19 protein-coding genes are annotated in these 18,606 nt (G+C 62.6%); 15 read left to right on the top strand and 4 right to left on the bottom strand.

Annotated features, from left to right (window positions below):
* Positions 1-41: 41 nt before the first annotated feature.
* Positions 42-380: a hypothetical protein gene (locus ACZ1I5_RS13700; RefSeq protein WP_465169800.1), complete on the top strand. Its 339-nt coding sequence runs from the start codon at positions 42-44 to the stop codon at positions 378-380.
* A gap of 55 nt (positions 381-435) precedes the next feature.
* Here the strand turns inward: ACZ1I5_RS13700 and cysS are convergent, their stop codons facing one another.
* Positions 436-1,869 (bottom strand): cysteine--tRNA ligase, encoded by a 1,434-nt coding sequence (gene cysS, locus ACZ1I5_RS13695; protein ID WP_465169799.1) that lies wholly within the window; start codon positions 1,867-1,869, stop codon positions 436-438.
* A gap of 157 nt (positions 1,870-2,026) precedes the next feature.
* On the opposite strand from cysS, the gene rpsU reads away from it, so the two are divergent.
* From rpsU to galU, 8 genes are all read left to right on the top strand, one after another.
* Positions 2,027-2,233, top strand: a complete 207-nt coding sequence (gene rpsU / locus ACZ1I5_RS13690) for a 30S ribosomal protein S21 (RefSeq protein ID WP_034160206.1) — start codon at positions 2,027-2,029, stop codon at positions 2,231-2,233.
* An 86-nt stretch (positions 2,234-2,319) separates the two neighbouring features.
* Positions 2,320-2,916, top strand: a complete 597-nt coding sequence (locus tag ACZ1I5_RS13685; protein WP_465169798.1) for an FKBP-type peptidyl-prolyl cis-trans isomerase — start codon at positions 2,320-2,322, stop codon at positions 2,914-2,916.
* Positions 2,917-2,978: 62 nt separating this feature from the next.
* A complete protein-coding gene (locus tag ACZ1I5_RS13680; protein WP_465169797.1) occupies positions 2,979-3,587 on the top strand; it encodes an FKBP-type peptidyl-prolyl cis-trans isomerase in 609 nt (202 codons plus the stop codon).
* Positions 3,588-3,709: 122 nt separating this feature from the next.
* Positions 3,710-5,116 carry a cytochrome ubiquinol oxidase subunit I gene (locus tag ACZ1I5_RS13675; RefSeq protein ID WP_465169796.1) on the top strand — a complete coding sequence of 469 codons (1,407 nt, stop codon included), beginning with the start codon at positions 3,710-3,712 and terminating at the stop codon, positions 5,114-5,116.
* Positions 5,113-6,120 (top strand): cytochrome d ubiquinol oxidase subunit II, encoded by a 1,008-nt coding sequence (gene cydB, locus ACZ1I5_RS13670; protein ID WP_465169795.1) that lies wholly within the window; start codon positions 5,113-5,115, stop codon positions 6,118-6,120. The genes ACZ1I5_RS13675 and cydB overlap by 4 nt, the downstream gene beginning before the upstream one ends.
* On the top strand, positions 6,120-6,239 hold the full coding sequence (locus ACZ1I5_RS13665) for a DUF2474 domain-containing protein (protein ID WP_465169794.1): 120 nt from the start codon (positions 6,120-6,122) through the stop codon (positions 6,237-6,239). The genes cydB and ACZ1I5_RS13665 overlap by 1 nt, the downstream gene beginning before the upstream one ends.
* A gap of 99 nt (positions 6,240-6,338) precedes the next feature.
* Positions 6,339-7,367, top strand: coding sequence for an acyltransferase family protein (locus ACZ1I5_RS13660; protein ID WP_465169793.1), 1,029 nt, complete (start codon positions 6,339-6,341; stop codon positions 7,365-7,367).
* Between the two features lie 116 nt (positions 7,368-7,483).
* Positions 7,484-8,353 (top strand): UTP--glucose-1-phosphate uridylyltransferase GalU, encoded by an 870-nt coding sequence (gene galU / locus ACZ1I5_RS13655; protein WP_465169792.1) that lies wholly within the window; start codon positions 7,484-7,486, stop codon positions 8,351-8,353.
* A 9-nt stretch (positions 8,354-8,362) separates the two neighbouring features.
* Here galU and ACZ1I5_RS13650 read toward each other — a convergent pair whose 3' ends face one another.
* On the bottom strand, positions 8,363-9,361 hold the full coding sequence (locus ACZ1I5_RS13650; protein ID WP_465169791.1) for a GDP-mannose 4,6-dehydratase: 999 nt from the start codon (positions 9,359-9,361) through the stop codon (positions 8,363-8,365).
* 240 nt (positions 9,362-9,601) lie between these two features.
* On the bottom strand, positions 9,602-10,042 hold the full coding sequence (locus tag ACZ1I5_RS13645; protein ID WP_465169790.1) for a FecR family protein: 441 nt from the start codon (positions 10,040-10,042) through the stop codon (positions 9,602-9,604).
* Positions 10,043-10,627: 585 nt separating this feature from the next.
* Here ACZ1I5_RS13645 and ACZ1I5_RS13640 point away from each other — a divergent pair.
* The 6 genes from ACZ1I5_RS13640 to ACZ1I5_RS13615 all read left to right on the top strand — a co-directional run bounded on the left by ACZ1I5_RS13640 (position 10,628) and on the right by ACZ1I5_RS13615 (position 17,710).
* Positions 10,628-11,920 (top strand): sugar transferase, encoded by a 1,293-nt coding sequence (locus ACZ1I5_RS13640; RefSeq protein WP_465169789.1) that lies wholly within the window; start codon positions 10,628-10,630, stop codon positions 11,918-11,920.
* A gap of 7 nt (positions 11,921-11,927) precedes the next feature.
* Positions 11,928-13,199, top strand: a complete 1,272-nt coding sequence (locus ACZ1I5_RS13635; protein WP_465169788.1) for a glycosyltransferase family 4 protein — start codon at positions 11,928-11,930, stop codon at positions 13,197-13,199.
* A 29-nt stretch (positions 13,200-13,228) separates the two neighbouring features.
* On the top strand, positions 13,229-14,008 hold the full coding sequence (locus tag ACZ1I5_RS13630; protein ID WP_465169787.1) for a metallophosphoesterase family protein: 780 nt from the start codon (positions 13,229-13,231) through the stop codon (positions 14,006-14,008).
* Between the two features lie 197 nt (positions 14,009-14,205).
* On the top strand, positions 14,206-15,132 hold the full coding sequence (locus ACZ1I5_RS13625) for a UDP-glucuronic acid decarboxylase family protein (RefSeq protein ID WP_465169786.1): 927 nt from the start codon (positions 14,206-14,208) through the stop codon (positions 15,130-15,132).
* An 18-nt stretch (positions 15,133-15,150) separates the two neighbouring features.
* Positions 15,151-16,629 carry an oligosaccharide flippase family protein gene (locus ACZ1I5_RS13620; RefSeq protein WP_465169785.1) on the top strand — a complete coding sequence of 493 codons (1,479 nt, stop codon included), beginning with the start codon at positions 15,151-15,153 and terminating at the stop codon, positions 16,627-16,629.
* Between the two features lie 52 nt (positions 16,630-16,681).
* Positions 16,682-17,710: a glycosyltransferase family 4 protein gene (locus ACZ1I5_RS13615; RefSeq protein WP_465169784.1), complete on the top strand. Its 1,029-nt coding sequence runs from the start codon at positions 16,682-16,684 to the stop codon at positions 17,708-17,710.
* 58 nt (positions 17,711-17,768) lie between these two features.
* Here the strand turns inward: ACZ1I5_RS13615 and ACZ1I5_RS13610 are convergent, their stop codons facing one another.
* Complete coding sequence (locus tag ACZ1I5_RS13610) at positions 17,769-18,605, bottom strand: glycosyltransferase family 2 protein (protein ID WP_465169783.1); 837 nt, start codon at positions 18,603-18,605, stop codon at positions 17,769-17,771.
* Position 18,606 lies beyond the last annotated feature (1 nt).

The following is an 18,606-nucleotide window of genomic DNA, read 5'->3' as shown; positions in this document are numbered from 1 at the left end:
TCTCCACCGACCGCGCACCTGCTCTTTGATATCGTCGACCAATGTTGGACGTTTTTGCCGCGGTTTTTGCCGCGGAACAGCGGAAGTTCGGCTGTTTCGCGGCGATTTTACCGCTGTTACGCGATAACAGGGAACCCGTCCGCAAGCCGTTGCAGCGCAAGCGAGAATCCGCATCGAAAATCCAACATAACAGCGGAAAGAAAAAATGCGCCGCCTATGACCGAGTCGTGTTGGAGAGCTTTAGGGCTGATGACCTGGGAACTGGGGCTGATGACCTGGGAACTGTTCGTTCGATACTATTGAATTGCGTCATGCTGAACTCGTTTCAGCATCCAATGCTCCACAAGCAGTGGCATTGGTTGTTGCGCCTTGGACGCTGAAACGAGTTCAGCATGACGGCAGGTTTGTCATGGAGCGAACGTCAGATTCAGCACACTAAAGCGTGGGCTTCCAGTCCCAGCCCAGCGGATCGCCGTCCATCACCTCGACGCCCGCCGCCGACAGTTCGTCGCGGATCGCGTCGGATCGCGCGAAGTCCTTCGCCGCCCGCGCGTCCTTGCGCTCGGCCAGCCGCGCCTCGATTTCCTCGGGCGAGATCGCCGTATCCGCCGGCTTCACCCGCAACGCTTCGCGCGTCAGCGTGGCGAGCTTCAGCCCGAGCACGTCGTCGAACACCGCCAGCGTCTTCAGCCGCGTCGCCGGCGACAGCTTCTTGTCGCCGAGCATTTCGTCGAGCACCGGCAGGGCGCGCGGCGTGTTGAGGTCGTCGGATACCGCCGCATCCAGCGCGTCGAGATAGCGCGACGCATCGCCCGACTCGGTACCGTCATCACGCGCGCGGAGGGCCTGCGCCGTCATCACCAGCCGCTTCAGCCGGGTCGCGGCGGCGGCGAGATTGTCCGGGCTGAACTCCAGCTCGCTGCGATAATGCGCGCTCAGGCACATCAGGCGATAGGCCAGGGGGTGGATGCCGGCATCGATCAGCGTCTGCAGCCGGGTGAAGTCGCCCGACGACTTGCTCATCTTGCCCTTCTCGCGCTCGACCAGGAAGTTGTTGTGCATCCAGATCGTCGCGCCGGTGTCCGCGCATTCGCAATGCGCCTGGTTCTGCGCGATCTCGTTGGGGTGATGGATCTCGCGGTGGTCGATGCCCCCGGTATGGATGTCGAAGCTTGGCCCAAGGAAATGCTGGCTCATCACCGAGCATTCGAGGTGCCAGCCCGGCGCGCCGCGGCCCCAGGGCGAGTCCCACTCCATCTGTCGGTTCTCGCCCGGCGGGGATTTGCGCCAGATCGCGAAATCCTGCGGGTTGCGCTTGCCGGCGACCGGATCGATCCGCCCTTCGCGCTCGTCATCGGCCACGCGGGCGAGCCGGCCGTAATCGGGCACAGTCGACACGTCGAAATACAGGCCGCTCTCCAGCTCGTAGCAATGCCGGGGCGCGATCTGCTCGGCAAAGGCGATCATGCCCTGGATATGGTCGGTCGCGAGCGGGAAGTGAGTCGGGGTGCGGATGTTGAGGTCCGCGATATTCTCCTTGAACGCCGCGGTATAATGCGCCGCGATATCCCAGATGCTCTGGGCGCTGGCCTTGGCCGCCGCTTCCATCTTGTCGTCGCCCGCATCCGCGTCGGAGGTGAGGTGGCCGACATCCGTAATGTTGATGACATGGGTGAGGGGATAACCCTTCCAGGTCAGCACCCGACTCAGCGTGTCGGTAAAGACATAGGCCCGCAAATTGCCGACATGGACATAGTTGTAGACCGTCGGCCCGCACGAATAGACTCGCACATTGGTCGGGTCGATCGGGCTGAACGACTCGAGCGAGCGGGTCAGGCTGTTGTACAAGGTGAGGGGCGTGCCGGTCATGCGGTGGCCATAGCCGCGAGGGCGGGCGCCCGCAAACCCGGTTGGCGACGTGCCAAATTGCTTGAAAATGCGCCTGAGCGCTGGTACGGGCCCTCCCACACGGCGCAAACCCATGTTTGCGACGACCTATTTCTATTGACCGGAGACCTGCGGGTTTATGCAAATCATCGTTCGCGACAACAACGTCGACCAGGCGCTGCGCGCCCTGAAGAAGAAGCTGCAGCGCGAGGGCGTCTATCGCGAGATGAAGCTGCGCCGTCATTACGAGAAGCCCAGCGAGAAGCGCGCCCGTGAGCGTGCCGCTGCCGTCCGCCGCGCCCGCAAGCTGGAGCGCAAGCGGCTGGAGCGTGACGGGGCGCGGTAAAACCGCCGGCTCGGGGGCTTGGCCCTCGCGCTTCCTGTCTTCTCAATCCCGGCCGCCCTTCAGGCGCCGGTTAAGGGTGCCTGACGATGTCCACGATCACCGCAGTGCCGCTGCAGCCTACGAAGCGTAGCGTTCTGGTGTATCTGTGGATCGGCATCCTGCTCGCGGTGCTAGCGGCGGGCTGGCTGGCGACTCGCGGCACGGCCGAGGTCGTCGCGCTCCGCGGCTCGAACGCGCAGTTCCTCGCCTGGAACAAGACTCGCCCTAACGTCGTCGAGACGGCGTCGGGCCTGCAATATCAGGTGCTGAAGCCCGGCGAGGGGCCGCGCCCGACCGCGACCGACCTCGCTGGTGTCATGTATGTCGGCAAGCTGCGCGACGGCACCGTGTTCGACGCCTCGCAGCAGCCCGTGCCGATTCCGCTGTCGGCGGGCGGCGCGCTTCCGGGTTTTGTCGAAGCGCTGAAACTGATGCCCAAGGATGCGAAGTACCGTGTGTGGCTGAAGCCAGAGCTGGCTTATGGCAAGCAGTCGCCCGACCCGGCGAAGATGCCGAGCGACTCGCTTCTCATCTTCGATGTCGACATGATCGGCTTCATGCCCGAAGCGGTCTATCGTCAGCGCGCGATGCAACAACAGCAGATGCAGCAACTGCCTCAGGGCGGCCCGCCCGCGGCGCCCTGATCCGCTGATCCCTTTTCCAGCCGCCGCGCGGGCCCCGCGCCGCGGCGCCCAGGAGCCTCCCCATGGCCACCACGCCCCCGACCGCCAAGAAGCCCTTCGACGCGAAGCCGATCCTCTATATCGCGCTCGGTATCGTCCTCGGGGTGCTCGCCACGCTCGGCGCGATTCAGGGCATCGCCTGGTGGAAAGTGCAGAACGAGCCGTCGGTCGTTTTCCTCAAGAAAAACCGCAGCAGCGACAAGACCGTGGTCGAGCTGCCCTCGGGTCTGCAATACAAGATCATCACGCCCGGCAAGGGCGGGCCGAAGCCGACCGAGACCGACGTCGCGCTGGTCAATTACGAAGGCAAGCTGACCGACGGCACCACCTTCGACAAGTCGCAGCAGCCGACCCCGATGAAGGTCAATGAGGTCGTGCCGGGCTTCTCCGAGGCGCTGAAGCAGATGCCCAAGGGCTCCAAGTACCGCTTCTGGATCAAGCCGAGCCTCGGTTACGGCGACAAGGTGACGGGCCCGATCCCCGCCAATTCGGTGCTGGTGTTCGACGTCGAGCTGCTCGACTTCCTGCCCGAAGCAGTGATCCGCCAGATGCAGATGCAGCAGCAGATGCAGGGCGCGATGCCTCCTGGTGCAGGCGCGTCCCCGCCGGCGGCACCCGCACCGAAGAAATAAGCCTGGCGCTAGCCGTCCGGCGTCGGGCGGCTGTACCTCGGCATAGGTCGACCTGGGCGTTCGGTCCACTTGCCCCAAGGTCGGATCGGGAGCAGAGCTGAGCGAACCAGGGGGAAGCGCTCATGTTCGATGCCGTCGATCCGATCGTGCTGGCCCGTGCTCAGTTCGCCTTCACCGTCAGTTTCCATTTCATCTTTCCGTCCTTCTCGATCGGCCTGGCGAGCTATCTCGCCGTGCTCGAGGCGCTGTGGCTGCGGACGGGCAAGCAACTCTATCTCGACATCTTCCGCTTCTGGCTGAAGATCTTCGCCGTCACCTTCGCGATGGGCGTCGTGTCGGGCATCGTCATGTCCTATCAGTTCGGTACCAACTGGGCGGTCTTTTCCGACAAGGCCGGGCCGGTGATCGGGCCGCTGATGGCCTATGAGGTGCTCACCGCCTTCTTCCTCGAGGCAGGCTTCCTCGGCGTGATGCTGTTCGGCATGGAGAAGGTCGGCCGCAAGCTGCACTTCGCCGCCACCTGCCTCGTCGCCATCGGCACCACTATCTCCGCCTTCTGGATCCTCTCCGCCAACAGCTGGATGCAGACCCCGGTCGGCTATGCGATCAACGCGCAGGGCCAGTTCGTCGTCGCGGGCTCCTGGGCGGCCGTGATCTTCAACCCGAGCTTCCCCTACCGCCTCGTCCATACCGTGATTGCTGCCTACCTCACCACTTCGCTGGTCGTCGGCGCGACGGGCGCGTGGCATCTGCTCAAGGACGGCAGCGATCCGCATGCGCGGAAGATCTTCTCGATGGCGATGTGGATGGCGGCGCTGGTCGCACCGATTCAAATCTTCGCCGGAGACCAGCATGGGTTGAACACACTCGAACACCAGCCGGCGAAAATCATGGCGATGGAAGGTCATTATGACAGCCACCCGGACGGCGCACCCCTGATCCTGTTCGGCATCCCGAACGCCAAGGAGAAGCGGATCGACTATGCGGTCGAGATTCCCAAAATCGGGTCGCTGATCCTGAAGCACGACCTGAACGCCCCACTCGCCGGGCTCGATACAATCCCTGCGGATCGCCAGCCGCCGGTGTGGATCGTGTTCTGGTCGTTCCGCATCATGGTCGGCCTCGGCCTGGCGATCTTCGGGCTCGGCCTGTGGAGCCTCGTCGCGCGGTGGCGGGGCAAGCTCTATGATTGGAAATGGCTGCACCGGGCTGGCGTCCTGATGGGGCCTGCCGGCTTTGTCGCGGTCATAGCCGGGTGGGTCACCACGGAGGTCGGGCGTCAGCCCTGGACGGTCTATGGCCTGCTCCGCACCGTCCATAGCGCCTCGCCGCTTGCCGCGCCGGCGGTCGGCGCCTCGTTGATCGCCTTCGTGCTCGTTTATTTCGCGGTGTTCGGTGTCGGCATCTGGTATATCCTGAAGCTGATCGACAAGGGCGTCGAGCGGGGCGAATCCGAACTCGGCAATGCCCCGATCCGGACGGCGGGGATCGTGCCCGGGCCTGCCCAACGTGGCGGAGGTGCGTCATGAGCCACAATTACGATCTCGCCACGATCTGGGCTTTCCTGATCGCCTTTGCCGTCTTTGCTTATGTCGTGCTCGACGGGTTCGATCTCGGTATCGGCATCATCTTCCCGGCCTTTGGCATCGGGGAGGAGCGCGACGTCGCGATGAACGCGATCGCGCCGGTCTGGGACGGCAACGAAACCTGGCTGGTGCTGGGCGGGGGAGGGCTGATGGCGGCCTTCCCGCTTGCCTTCGCCGTGCTGATGCCGGCCTTTTATCCGCCGATCATCGCCATGCTGCTCGGCCTGGTGTTCCGCGGTGTCGCCTTCGAGTTCCGCTGGCGCGATCCGCGGCACCGCGCCTTCTGGGATTTCGGCTTTACTGCCGGGTCGGTCGTGGCGGCGCTGGCGCAGGGTATCATTCTCGGTGCGTTGCTTCAGGGCGTGAAGGTCAGCGGGCGCGGCTATGGCGGCGCCTGGCTCGACTGGCTGACGCCGTTCACCCTGTTGACGGGCGCCAGCGTCCTCGCTGGCTATGCGCTGCTCGGCAGCTGCTGGCTGATCGCCAAGACCGAGGGGCAGGCCCAGCGACAGGCCTATCGGCTCGCCCGGCGCTACGGCGTGATCACGCTGATCGCCATCGCCGCGGTCAGCGCGGCGACGCCGTTCCTGGCGCATGATTATTATACGCGTTGGCTGACCATGCCGGGAATCCTGCTGACCGCGCCTGTTCCAGTGCTGGTCGCGGCGCTCGGATGGATGTTCTGGCGCGCGCTGGGACGGGGGGCGCAGTCGGCGCCGTTCCTGCTCGTGCTTGCCCTGTTCGCTTTGTGCTTCGTCGGACTGGGCATCAGCATGTATCCGTACATCGTGCCAGACCAACTGACGATCTGGGATGCCGCCGCACCGGAGAATGCGCAGGTCTTCATGCTGATCGGCGCCGGTGTGATGCTCCCGCTGATCCTCGGCTATACCGGCTGGGCCTATTGGGTGTTCCGCGGCAAGGTCGGCACGCACGGTTATCATTGATGCAGGCCGACACTGCGCCTCTGTGGAAGCGGCTTGCCTGGATGGCGGCGATCTGGACGGCGAGCGTCGCCGCCCTGGGCGCTGTGGCAGGCGTGCTTCGGTGGTGGCTCAAGGGCTGAGCTGTCTTTTTCCGGCGCTGACGCCGTGTTACTGGCATCGGGATGGGGGAACGACGGATGGACGGGGAAGCTGACGGACATCTCGTAAGACTCGACGTGTTGCGCTTTCCACTCATCGTGCTGATCGTCTATCTCCACGCTTGCGGCGTGACCGCCAACTTCGCCGAGGGCGCGCGCGGCATGACGGATGCGCGAACCGTCGAGAATGTCCAGCTTTTCACCGCCTCGATCGCGCGTATTGCCGTCCCGCTCTTCTTCCTGATGTCGGGTTTCCTGTTCTTCCGGGGCGCGTCCTTCTCTCCCGCAATCTATTACGCCAAGCTTCAGGCGCGGGTGCGCAGCCTGCTGGTCCCGTTTCTCTTCTGGAACATCGCGTTGCTCTTGCTCGTGGCAGTTGCTCAGTCAGTCCCCGCATTCGCGCCGCTCTTCAACAGCCAGAACCTTGCGGTGCGGGGTATGTCTGCCTTCCAGTTGATCGACGCGATCTTTGGTTTCACGCGCTATCCGATCGCCTACCAATTCTGGTTCATCCGCGACCTGATGATCCTCGTTGTCGCCTCGCCGCTGGTGTGGCTGGCGGCGCGCTATCTTGCCTGGCCGACGCTGATCGTCCTGCTCTGCGCCTGGGTGAGTGTGGTCTGGCCGTTGCTGTTGCCGGAAGGTGAGCCAGTCCTGTTCTTCTATCTCGGCGCGATGATTGCAATCCGGGGCGGCTCGCTGTTCGTCGTCGATCGTGCCAGCTGGTGGATCGCGCCGTTCTTCGTGCTCGGACTATGGGGCTTTTATGTCAGCCACGGCGCGGGGCTGCTCAACTATCTGTTACGACCGACGGTCGCGATTGGCGTGGTCATGGCGTTGAAGGCGAGCCGCTGGCTGGCGGAGTCGGATCGTTGGCGCGGGCCGCTTGCCTGGCTCGGCGGAACGTCCTTCTTCGTGTTTGCCGTACACGAGCCGCTGGTCACGGTCGGCAAGAAGCTGACGTTCCGCGCACTGCCGATGACGGCGGAGGCAGTGCTGACGGCCTATGCCGTACTGCCGGCGCTGATCATTGCCTTCGCTGTCCTGGCCTATTGGGTGCTGCTGAAGACGATGCCGGGCCTATTGCGTTTCGTCACCGGCGGCCGGTGAGTTCGTTGTGTCGCGATGCTGACGGTACTTCCCTTTCGCCTGCCGCCCGACTAGGGGCGGAGGAGTTGATTCCCACGATACGACGTCGTCGTTTCCAGCTTCATGAGTGAGACAGGATGCCGATCAAGCCGCTGCGCAAAGCCGTGTTCCCTGTGGGTGGTCTTGGTACCCGCTTTCTGCCGGCGACAAAGGCATTGCCGAAGGAGATGCTGCCGGTGGTGGATCGCCCGCTGATCCAGTACGCGGTGGACGAGGCGATCGAGGCGGGGATCGAGCAGATGATCTTCGTCACTGGTCGTGGCAAGTCGGCGATCGAGGACCATTTCGACATCGCCTATGAGCTCGAGACGACCATGGCCCATCGCGGCAAGTCGATGGAGCTGCTGCATCAGACGCGCCTGCGGCCAGGTGCTGTCGCCTATGTCCGCCAGCAGGAGCCGATGGGCCTGGGTCACGCGGTGTGGTGCGCGCGCGATATCGTCGGCGACGAGCCATTTGCGGTTCTGCTCGCAGACGACTTCATGGTCGGCAAGCCCGGTTGCCTGAAGCAGATGGTTGACGCCTATATGGAGGTCGGCGGCAACATGATCTGTGCGCAGGAAGTGCCGGACGATCAGACCCATATGTACGGCGTGATCACACCCGGGGTCCGCGCCGGCGCGCTGACGCAGGTCAAGGGCCTGGTGGAGAAGCCGAAGCCCGGCACGGCACCCTCCAATCTGTCGGTGATCGGCCGTTATATCCTTCAGCCGGAAGTGATGCGCGTGCTTGAAACCCAGGAAAAGGGCGCCGGCGGCGAGATCCAGCTGACGGACGCGATGGCGCGGATGATCGGCGATCAGCCCTTTCACGGCCTTACCTTCGACGGTCGCCGCTACGATTGTGGTGACAAGGCTGGGTATGTCCAGGCCAATCTGGCCGTTGCCATTGCCCGTGAGGATATCGGCTCTTCGGTGCGCGCGTTCGCGGTCGACCTGCTGCGCTGAAGCTGGTCCTCAGATGCCGTGGTAGTCGCGGTACCATTCGACGAATAGGGGTACGCCGGTCTCGAGCTTGGTCGAGGGCTCGAAGCCGATGTCGCGTTGGATCGCGCTGATATCGGCATAGGTCGCGTGGACGTCGCCGGGTTGCATCGGCTCCATGACCTTGATCGCCTCCCGGTCGCATGCGACCTCGATCAGCGCGATCAGCCGGTGGAGCTCCTCGGCACGGTGATTGCCGATATTGTAAATGGCGTGGGGCGCCACGCTGCCTCCGGCCTTGAGCGTACCGTCATCGCGTGGCGGCTTGTGCAGGCATGAAACGACGCCTGAGACGACGTCGTCGATGAAGGTGAAGTCGCGGCGCATGTCGCCGCCATTGAACACACGGATCGGGTCGCCGGCGAGTATCGCCTTGGTGAAGAGCCACATCGCCATGTCCGGCCTGCCCCAAGGGCCATAGACCGTGAAAAAGCGCAGGCCAGTCTGCGGCACGCGATAGAGATGCGCATAGGTCTCGCTCATCAGCTCGTCCGCCTTCTTGGTGGCGGCGTAGAGTGACAGCGGGTGATCGACACGGTCTTCGACCCGGAAGGGGAGCGCCGCATTGCCGCCATAGACCGAAGACGAGGAAGCGTAGACCAGGTGATCGGTCTTCCGGTTGCGGGCGAGTTCCAGGATGTTGAGATGCCCGGCGACGTTCGACGTGACATAGGCTCGTGGGTTATCGATCGAATAGCGTACGCCTGCTTGCGCGCCGAGGTGAACGATCCGGTCGAATTCCAGGTCGAAAAATGCCTCATCCAGGCTGCGCCAGTCCGAGAAATCAACCCGGGCGAACTGGAATCGGTCACCGCCCTGCTTGGCGAGTTGCGCCAGCCGCGCCTGCTTCAGCGCGACGCTGTAATAATCGTTGAGATTGTCGATTCCGATGACCGTATCGCCATCTGCGATAAGGTGTCGAGCCACGTGAAAGCCGATGAAGCCGGCCACGCCGGTCACGAGAATGCGCATCAGGTCATTTGCTCCCCACCTCGGGGCCTAGGAAGAGGTGGCCTGATTGGCAAGCGTCAGGCGGTAGTCGTAGCGCTTCAACCCGTTGCGATAGCCAGACAGCTAAGGCTAGGAGAGGAGGAAAATAGAAATATATTGCCACGTCGGCGGGGAGCACCGTTGAAAGGCAGCACCATCATCATACGAAAAGGGGCCGGATTTTCATCCGACCCCGTTATCGTTCGTTATCGGCTGCAGCGCTTACGGGCTGGCAGGCTTCGAATCGTCGTTCTTGAAGCCGAAATAGGCGCCGAGACCGGCCGCAATGATGCCAAGGCCGAGCACGACACCACCACCGGCACCGCCGCCGCCCGCGCCTTCTTCGCCCGAGCCGCCGTCCTGAGCGAACGACTTCGGAGCGGTCGCGCAGCTCGACGAACTGACCGAGAGCACGGAGGTCGGCGCCATGGTGTAGCTGCAACCTGGGAAGGCGACCTTGGCCTGGGCCTGGCCGCGCGTCACGACGCGATCACCGGCATAGAGCGACTGGCCGACGCTCGCCGGAATCAGCTTGCCCTCGCGCGAAACGAAGGTGCCTTGGCTGGCTGCCGTCAGCTTGCCGACCGACTGCTCAGCACCGGCAAACAGCGGTGAAGAAAGGCTCGCCATCAAGATGGCGGCGGTTACCCGCGAAAATTTCATATTCAGTCTCCTCCTGAACCGCTTGGAAGTAGGCTCACGGTCTGGGGTTAGCCTCAAGCCCGTATTTTGTCCACCCAAAACGTTCGCATCTGCACAGTGTCTCGAACTGATGCCGTAACGCCACACCGTGCAAAAGGTTTCCCGTAATGATGTGTGACGTCGTATGTCGTTTCTATACCAAACAAATGGTTAAGCCGTTTGATGCGGCTGTCATGAGCGTCCTCCGGATGGGCGCGCGGGTGTTCGAATCGCTTGGCAAGCGCTGGTTTCCGCCGCCTCTCGATTCGGAGCATCGCCTGTTGGCGTTCTTGGGGCCGGGGACGGCACCGACCGATCGGACATGCTCTGTCGCGGTGGCGACACGGTGATGATATAGAGGCGATCACCGCTCGATCGTTCTTCCGACCGATCGAGGCCTTGATGAGAATATCTCGCACTTGCGGGAGGTGGCTGGATTTGGCCGAAGATTTGGATCAAGGATGGGTGGCGGTGCGGGCGGATGACATATGCCTGGCATCCGCTCGTGTTCACGGCTGGAGTAGCGCGATGGCAATTGTTTCGGGGCGATGGGATCGGGCCTGATTCATGCTGATGCAACGCAATCTGTCCAGCCTTGTCGGCAACGCGCGGTGGATTTCGTCATTGCGGTTGCAGCTCTGTGTCGAGGTGTTCCTGGGCGTGCTCCTGCCGCTCGCCGCGCGCTACGGCCTGCATTCCAATTACGATCAGCATCCATCGGCTCCGGCCAGCCTTGTCCTTTCCCTTTTCAGCGTCGTCAGTGCGACATTGTTGTCGCGCCGGATCGGCGGCTTCCCGGGTACCCGCACCTTCATTTACGTGCTCCCGACATTCTCCATGTCGTTCGGGCTGGCGATCCTGACCGCCGTGGTCTTGCGGCTCGACTATAATCGAACGGTCTTGATCGCGAGCTTCACCCTCAGCGTGGCCGTGGCCTACGCCCTCGCCTATCTCAGCGCGCGCCGGGCGGTCCGGCGCTTCCATGTCGTGCCGGGTGGGCGAACGGGCTTCCTCGAGGATATCGAGGGGGCGGAATGGCTGCCGCTCGCTCGACCCGAGGTTCCTGTCGGACGAGACGTGATGATCGTCGCCGACCTGCACCACGATCTCGATTCGCCCTGGGAACGGATGCTTGCCCACGCCGCGATCAACGGCGTCCCGGTTTACCATGTGAAGCAAGTCCGGGAATTGCTCACCGGGCGGGTGCAGATCGAGCATCTGTCGGAGAACAGTTTTGGATCGCTTCTCCCCAACCTCGCTTATCGCAAGTTCAAGCGCCTGCTCGATCTCGCAGCTTGCCTCGTCGTTCTACCCCCGCTGGTGATCGCGATGGCGATGATCGCCATTGCCATTCGCCTGGATTCTCCAGGCCCCGTCTTCTTTCGCCAGCAGCGTATGGGGTATCGCGGTCGTTCCTTCACGATGATCAAGTTCCGCACCATGCGTCCGCGGAGCGTCGAGGCCGATCAGGACGCGCGACGCAGGAGCTCGATCACTCATGCGGATGACGATCGCGTCACCCGCATCGGCCGTTTCCTTCGCCGTACACGGGTGGACGAACTGCCACAGGTCTTCAATATCCTGGCCGGCGAAATGAGCTGGATCGGTCCGCGACCTGAGGCGATAGACCTGTCGACATGGTATGAGGCGGAGATACCCTTTTATTCCTATCGCCACATCGTCCGGCCGGGCATCACCGGATGGGCCCAGGTGAATCAGGGCCATGTCGCCGATCTCGCAGAGATCAACATGAAGCTTCAATATGATTTTTTCTACGTGAAGAATTTCTCCGCCTGGCTGGACGTGCTGATCACGATGCGAACCGTGGTCGTGATGCTCAACGGCTTCGGCTCGAAATAGTCGGCCCGTGGTTTCGGATTCTTCCAGGCGCCTGCCTGCGCGAGAGATCGCTGGTCGCCGCATCGTCTTCGTCAATCGCTTCTACGCGCCGGATCATTCGGCGACCGCGCAGATATTGACCGATCTCGCCGAATATCTGGCGGGGCAGGGCTGGGTGGTAGAGATCGTCACCAGTCGGCTGATCTATGGGACCGTGGGCGCAAGCCTGTCGCCGCGAGAGCGAATCAACGGCGTGACGGTCACGCGGGTCGCGACGGTGAACGGCACGAACCTGGGGATCATCGGACGGCTGCTCGCCTATGTGACCTTTTATCTCAGCGCCGGCTGGACTCTTCTGCGCATCCTCCGCCGGGGCACGATTGTGGTCGCCAAGACCGATCCGCCCCTGATCGCGCTCGTCGCGCTCGTCGCGTGCAAGGTGCGCGGCGCGCGGCTGGTAAACTGGGTTCAGGATCTCTACCCGGAAGTCGCGGTCGCAATGGGCATGAGCGCATTGCGCGGGCCGGTCGGCAGTGTACTAGGCGCCCTCCGTGACGTCGCGTTGCGGCGCTCGGCACTCACCGTCGCGATCGGCCGGCGCATGGCTGATCGGATTGCCCGCCGCGGCGTGGCCGCGGAGCGGATCGTCACTATCGCCAACTGGAGTGATGATGAGGCCATCGCGCCCTCGGCGTCGAACAGCCCGGCGTTGCGCGCCGACTGGGGTTTGCCGGCCGACGCGTTCGTCCTCGAATATTCCGGGAACCTCGGCCGCGCACATGAGGCCGATACGCTCCTTGCGGCCGCAGGGCTGCTCGCGCATCGATCGGATATCTGGTTCCTGTTCGTCGGCGGCGGCCATGCTCAGACCGAGCTTCGCCGCAACGCGGTCGCCGCGGGACGAGAGCGCTTTGTTTTCCAGCCTTATCAGCCGCGAGCGCGGCTGTCGGAGAGCCTTGCGGTGGGCGATGCCCATTGGTTGTCGCTCCGCCCCGAATTCGAGGGGTTGATCGTCCCGAGCAAGGTGTTCGGCATCGCAGCGGCGGCGCGGCCAATCGTTGCGGTGTGCGATCCGATGGGCGAGGTGCCGTCAATGATCGGTAGTCCGGGAGCAGGAATGGCGGTGGCGCCCGGCGATGCGACCGGTCTCGCCGCTGCGATCACCGGGTTGGCGGACGACCGGGCCGCGTGTCGCGCGATGGGCGATCGCGCCCGTGCGATGCTGCAACACGGTTACCGGCGCGATGGCGCACTGGAGCGATGGGCGCACGCGCTTGAGAGTCTCGTCGCGCGGGGCTAGCTGCGGCTACAAGGTACAAAAAGGCTCGAATGATGTTCTCGCGTTTCAGGCAATCGCGTGCCACGCGCAAAGCACCCACCGAATGGCGCGGCCCTTCGGGTGCCCGCGCCTATGCGATCGGCGATGTGCACGGGCGGCTTGACTTGCTCGAGCGCATGATCGCAACGATCGATCGCGACCGCCACGATAATGGTCGCGCCCGCGACTATCTGATTCTGCTGGGCGACCTGATCGACCGGGGCCCGGATTCGCGCGGCGTGATCGAATTCCTGATGCGATTGCCGTCGGAAGGGATCCGGCCCATCTTTCTGATGGGGAATCACGAAGAAATGATGTTGCGCGTGCTGGGCGATGAACCTGAGGCAGTGCATCAATGGCTTACCTATGGCGGCTACGAGTTCGCGCAAAGCTATGGCGTCGAGGTCGGACGCCTGGCCACCCTCGCACCGACTGAGGCCGCCGCCATGATTCGCACTGCCGTTCCGGCATCCCATTTCAGCTTCATTGAAGGGTTTGCCGACAGCTTCACTTTCGGCGATTTCCTGTTCGTCCATGCTGGGCTGAGGCCGGGCAAGTCCCTGGCTGACCAGGATCCGCATGATCTGCGCTGGATCCGGGAAGAGTTCCTGAACGACGAAACCGATCATGGTTGCATGGTGGTGCACGGCCACACGATCTCGGCAGCACCGGAGGAGATGGAGAACCGGATCGGGATCGATACCGGCGCCTATCAGACCGGCATCCTCACGGCATTGCGGATCGAAGGTGCGAAGCGGCGCATGATCAGCATTGACGAGCGCGATATATGATCTGGGCGGCTCAAACTGTGCAAACGCAGCATTTTGTGCCCATGCCGTCTGGTGCGACGGGGTTCGAGCCTGTAGCAGCGAGATAATTCGGGCCAGATCGGGCAAACGGTGCCCAGGTGCCGTCGAACAAAAGGCCTGTTTCACTAGGCGGGGACATCACGAACGTGGCAAGACTGTATAACAGCCGCAGGCGCATCATGGTCACCGGCGGAGCGGGGTTCGTGGGTTCCCACCTGATCGATCGACTGCTTGAGCGCGGTGACGAAGTGCTGTGTGTGGACAATCTCTTCACCGGCACGAAGCGCAACGTCGACCACCTGGCCGGCCATCCGCGCTTCGAGTTCATGCGCCACGACGTATGCTTCCCGCTCTATGTCGAGGTTGACGAGATCTACAACCTCGCCTGCCCGGCGTCGCCAGTTCATTATCAGCATGATCCGGTCCAGACGACCAAGACCTCGGTGCATGGCGCGATCAACATGCTGGGCCTGGCCAAACGCCTGCGCTGTAAGATCTTCCAGGCTTCGACGAGTGAGGTCTATGGCGATCCCAGCGTGCATCCGCAGACCGAGGCCTATTGGGGCAATGTGAATCCGATCGGCATCCGCTCCTGCTATGACGAAGGCAAGCGCTGTGCGGAGACCCTCTTCTTCGATTATCATCGCCAGCACGGGCTTGAGATCAAGGTTGCCCGTATCTTCAACACCTATGGCCCGCGCATGCACCCGGCAGACGGTCGTGTTGTTTCCAATTTCGTGATGCAGGCGCTGAACGGTGAGCCGATCACATTATATGGCGACGGCCAGCAGACTCGCTCCTTTTGCTATGTTGACGATCTGGTCGCTGGCTTCATGGCGTTCATGGATACAGCCCCGGAAGTGTCGGGACCGATCAATCTGGGAAATCCGGTCGAGTTTACCATCCGGGAGCTGGCGGAACTGGTCGTCGAGATGACTGGCTCGAAATCGGAGCTGGTGTTCCGGCCATTGCCGCAGGACGACCCGATGCAGCGCAAGCCCGACATCACTCGTGCCCGCGAGACTTTGGGCTGGGAGCCATCGATTCCGTTGCGGCAGGGCCTGATCAAGACGATCGACTATTTCTCCGAGCTTCAGAAGGGCTGAGGCACAGCCGCCACAATCATGGCAATTCGCCGCAACAGTTTCGTCAATCTGGCAGGCAGCCTTGTAGGGCTGGTGCTGTTCGCGACGCTGACGCCGCTGTATTTCCATGTCATCGGCAACGAACGTTACGGTATCCTGGCGATCATCTGGGCGTTCCTGACCTTCTTTTCCGCGTTCGACCTGGGGATGGGCTCGGCCCTCACCTATCGGATCGCGAGCGAGAGCAAGGATGATCGAAGCCGTCAGTCGGACTATTTCTGGACGGCAATGGCAATCAGCGTGCCCGTTGGTGCGGTGACGGGTGTCATCCTGTTCGGTCTGGTCGGCGGCGGTTTCGGCAACCTGTTCAACCTCAGCCCTGCGGTGAGCGACGAATTGTTGCGCTCGACGCCCGCTTTGCTCGCGATCGGGCTCTCGACAGTGCTGAATTCCACGGCGGGGGGGCTGCTACGAGCGCGCGAGTATTTCGTCACCAGCGCCGTGCTCGGGGCGATCAACCTGGCGCTGTCGATTACCATGCCGGTGCTGGCCGCAGTGCTGATCTCGCCATCGCTTGAATCATTGATCATCGCGACGCTGATCGGCAGATTGATACTTGTCATCGCTTCCATGACGATCGCTCAGGTAATCCTCCTGCAGAATGCGCGGCCCACCATATCGCTGGCGTCGGCGCGGGCGCTGCTTGGATATGGATCTTCGGTGTCGATCGGTGGGCTGCTCGAGCTGGCCATCTCGTCAGCCGACCGGTTGATTCTCGGCGCCGTGGCGGGCTCCGGCGCGGTCGCCTATTATGCGGTGCCGTCGAGCGCGATTTCCCGCGTGATGGTTTTTCCCGCCAGCCTGGGTCAGGCGGCCCTGCCGCAACTGGCCGCGCGTGCTGTCGAGGAAGAGAAAATTCTCGGGCAGAAGATGCTTCGAATGATCGCAGTGCTCAGCCCGGTCTTCGTTATCGGCATCTTTCTAACCAGGCCCTTTCTCACCCTGTGGATGGGGGCGTCGTTCGCGCTGCTGGCGACTTTACCCATGCAGATATTGCTGGCCGCGTTCTGGCTCGAGATGTTCTCCGGCTCGCTCTATTACCGCATCCTCGGGCAGGGACGGCCGGCCGCCAACATCTATGTCGCCGGCGTCATCATCGCACCCTATTGCGCCTTGCTGTTGGGCCTGTCGCATCTCTGGGGTGTCTCCGGCGCGTGCGTCGCTTATTTTGGCCGCAACATCATGTATCTCAGTGGCCGGGCATTCTTCACGAAATCGGGAAAGACCTTGCTTGTCACCATCGCGCCGGAAGGGAGTGTCGTTTTGGCGAGCCTGGTCGTCTGCCTCTTCGCGCTGCCTGAACAGCCACCGGTGGCTGTCGGCATCATCCTTTCGATTATTTCCATCGGCATTTTTGCCCGGCGCCGTCCGGTTGAATTCGACACACTAATTCATGATCTTATGGGGCGATTCCGGCTTTCCTCCTTCATTCCCCATTCCTTCCGAGAACGGTCATGAGGTCTGCCTGCCCAGACCAGGGACCTCTCTTCAATTTGGGAAAGAGCAGCGTTTGAAGATTATCTGGTGCGCCACGTCGTTCCTGCCGCGCGTCGGTGGAATCGAGAACATCGCCGACATGATGGCGCAGGCACAGGCGCTTGCCGGCGATGACGTGACCGTGCTGACTCTTTATGATGGCCCTCCAATGCCGGAGCGTGCCTATCGCCTGATCCGGAATCCCTCCATGCTGACGGTCTTTCGCATCTGTCGTGAGGCGGATGTCGTCATCATGCCCAATATTGGGCTGAAGCTGGCCATGTCGGTCGTTGCCTCGGGCACGCCGCTCTTCGTCTGGCACCAGCATGAATATCGGTTGTCTGACCGATCGGATCGGCAGCAATCCTATCCGACGCAACTAAAGGGCTTGCTTATCAAGCGTTATGTCACGGCCAATTTCGGGTGCAGCGATTACATCACCGCCACTCTGCCGCCGGGTCGGCCCCGCCTCACGTTGCTCAACCCCTATGACGCGGACGTGATCTACGAGGAAGAAGGCGTCGAGCGCGATCAGGATATCCTCGCGCTTGGTCGGCTTGTAGACGAAAAAGGTTTCGATGTGGTGCTGCGGGCGATGGCATTGCCGGGAGGCCCGCTAGATCACGCCAGGCTCACGATCGTCGGCGAGGGCTCAGCTGAAGGAAAATTGCGGGATCTGGCAGCATCACTGGGCTTGTCCGATCGTGTGGAATTTTTCGGCCCAGCGCGCGGTGCAGCGATCAGAAAATTGTTGAACGCACACAGGATTCTCGTCGTCCCCTCGCTCTGGCCGGAACCCTTCGGTATCGTTGCACTTGAAGGACTGGCGGGCGGTTGCGCCACCGTGGTCTCGGATGTCGGCGGATTGGCCCAGGCAGTGGGAACACAAGGGCGATTGTTCCGTTCGGGCGATCCCGTTGATGCGGCACGGGCGCTCGCGGCTGCGTTAAGCGAACCGCGCGACCCGAATCCGGCCGCGCGACAGGCGCATCTCGCACGGCACACGGCGCACGCCGTGGCGAAAGAAATGCGTCGACTGATGGTTTCTTTCCTGCCGGCGTAGAGCCTGGTCTGGGGATGCCGGACGGGCGATCTGCCGCGCCGTCGCATGGGCGATGCCGTCAGGGCTTGATGTTGCGCGCGGCGAAACGGCGTTCGATCAGGAAGAGGGCGATCATCGCTTCGTAGAGCGCGTTCATCACGCAATAATAAAGACCGACGCGGCCATCCAGAAAGCCCATGCGCAGCACCGTCATGTAGAAGAAGCGCGCAGGCGGCCGGGCAAGGGGAGGGAGCCTGTTTGCCATGCGTTTCATCGCCCGGCGCCGATTGGTCGAGCTGAGCTGGCCTGCTTCGTCCGGCGCCACCGCCTCGGCTCGTGATTGGACAATCTGATCGGCCTCCGCACGGGCATAGCCGACATGCTTGACGAACCAGTTTCTCAGCCCGTGGGAAAAAGCATAATGATTATAAGGCGTGTCGAGCGTGGCGACTTGGCTGGCCGTCAGGTTTTCGCGCTGGCCATGGCCATGTTCGTGGAAGGTACACAGGTCGCGGTCGCCGAGCCGCACCTGATAGACCGGATACATGCCCGATCGCCGAAGCCATTTGCCGAACAGGATCGTCCTGGACGGAATACGATATCCGTGGATGCTCGACGGTGGAACGAGCTGTTCGATCGCGGCCCTGAATTCAGGCGTCGCTTCCTCATCGGCGTCCAGGTGGAGCACCCATTGGTAACGGAGTTCGCCGTTCGCGAGCGCCCAGTTGCGCTGGGTCGAGAAATTGACCCAGGGATTGTGCATCACGCGCGCGCCATATTCCGCGCACAGCGCGAGCGTGCCGTCGGTGCTCCCCGAATCGACGACCAGGATATCGTCGCACCACGCCAGCGATTGCAAACACCGCGCAATGTTGCCCTCTTCATTGAAGGTCAGGATGACCGCCGAGACCTTCATC

Source organism: Sphingomonas sp. BL-S-30, from assembly GCF_055521475.1.
The sequence above is the reverse complement of the archived record's forward strand: the minus strand, read 5'-3'. Positions and strand labels throughout refer to the sequence as shown.

Excerpts from the sequence above, each read along its gene's own strand:
- ACZ1I5_RS13700 (WP_465169800.1), top strand. The coding sequence starts at position 42 with ATGTTGGACGTTTTTGCCGCGGTTTTTGCCGCGGAACAGCGGAAGTTC.
- cysS (WP_465169799.1), bottom strand. The coding sequence starts at position 1,869 with ATGACCGGCACGCCCCTCACCTTGTACAACAGCCTGACCCGCTCGCTC.
- rpsU (WP_034160206.1), top strand. The coding sequence starts at position 2,027 with ATGCAAATCATCGTTCGCGACAACAACGTCGACCAGGCGCTGCGCGCC.
- ACZ1I5_RS13685 (WP_465169798.1), top strand. The coding sequence starts at position 2,320 with ATGTCCACGATCACCGCAGTGCCGCTGCAGCCTACGAAGCGTAGCGTT.
- ACZ1I5_RS13680 (WP_465169797.1), top strand. The coding sequence starts at position 2,979 with ATGGCCACCACGCCCCCGACCGCCAAGAAGCCCTTCGACGCGAAGCCG.
- ACZ1I5_RS13675 (WP_465169796.1), top strand. The coding sequence starts at position 3,710 with ATGTTCGATGCCGTCGATCCGATCGTGCTGGCCCGTGCTCAGTTCGCC.
- cydB (WP_465169795.1), top strand. The coding sequence starts at position 5,113 with ATGAGCCACAATTACGATCTCGCCACGATCTGGGCTTTCCTGATCGCC.
- ACZ1I5_RS13665 (WP_465169794.1), top strand. The coding sequence starts at position 6,120 with ATGCAGGCCGACACTGCGCCTCTGTGGAAGCGGCTTGCCTGGATGGCG.
- galU (WP_465169792.1), top strand. The coding sequence starts at position 7,484 with ATGCCGATCAAGCCGCTGCGCAAAGCCGTGTTCCCTGTGGGTGGTCTT.
- ACZ1I5_RS13650 (WP_465169791.1), bottom strand. The coding sequence starts at position 9,361 with ATGCGCATTCTCGTGACCGGCGTGGCCGGCTTCATCGGCTTTCACGTG.
- ACZ1I5_RS13645 (WP_465169790.1), bottom strand. The coding sequence starts at position 10,042 with ATGAAATTTTCGCGGGTAACCGCCGCCATCTTGATGGCGAGCCTTTCT.
- ACZ1I5_RS13640 (WP_465169789.1), top strand. The coding sequence starts at position 10,628 with ATGCTGATGCAACGCAATCTGTCCAGCCTTGTCGGCAACGCGCGGTGG.
- ACZ1I5_RS13630 (WP_465169787.1), top strand. The coding sequence starts at position 13,229 with ATGATGTTCTCGCGTTTCAGGCAATCGCGTGCCACGCGCAAAGCACCC.
- ACZ1I5_RS13625 (WP_465169786.1), top strand. The coding sequence starts at position 14,206 with ATGGTCACCGGCGGAGCGGGGTTCGTGGGTTCCCACCTGATCGATCGA.
- ACZ1I5_RS13620 (WP_465169785.1), top strand. The coding sequence starts at position 15,151 with ATGGCAATTCGCCGCAACAGTTTCGTCAATCTGGCAGGCAGCCTTGTA.
- ACZ1I5_RS13610 (WP_465169783.1), bottom strand. The coding sequence starts at position 18,605 with ATGAAGGTCTCGGCGGTCATCCTGACCTTCAATGAAGAGGGCAACATT.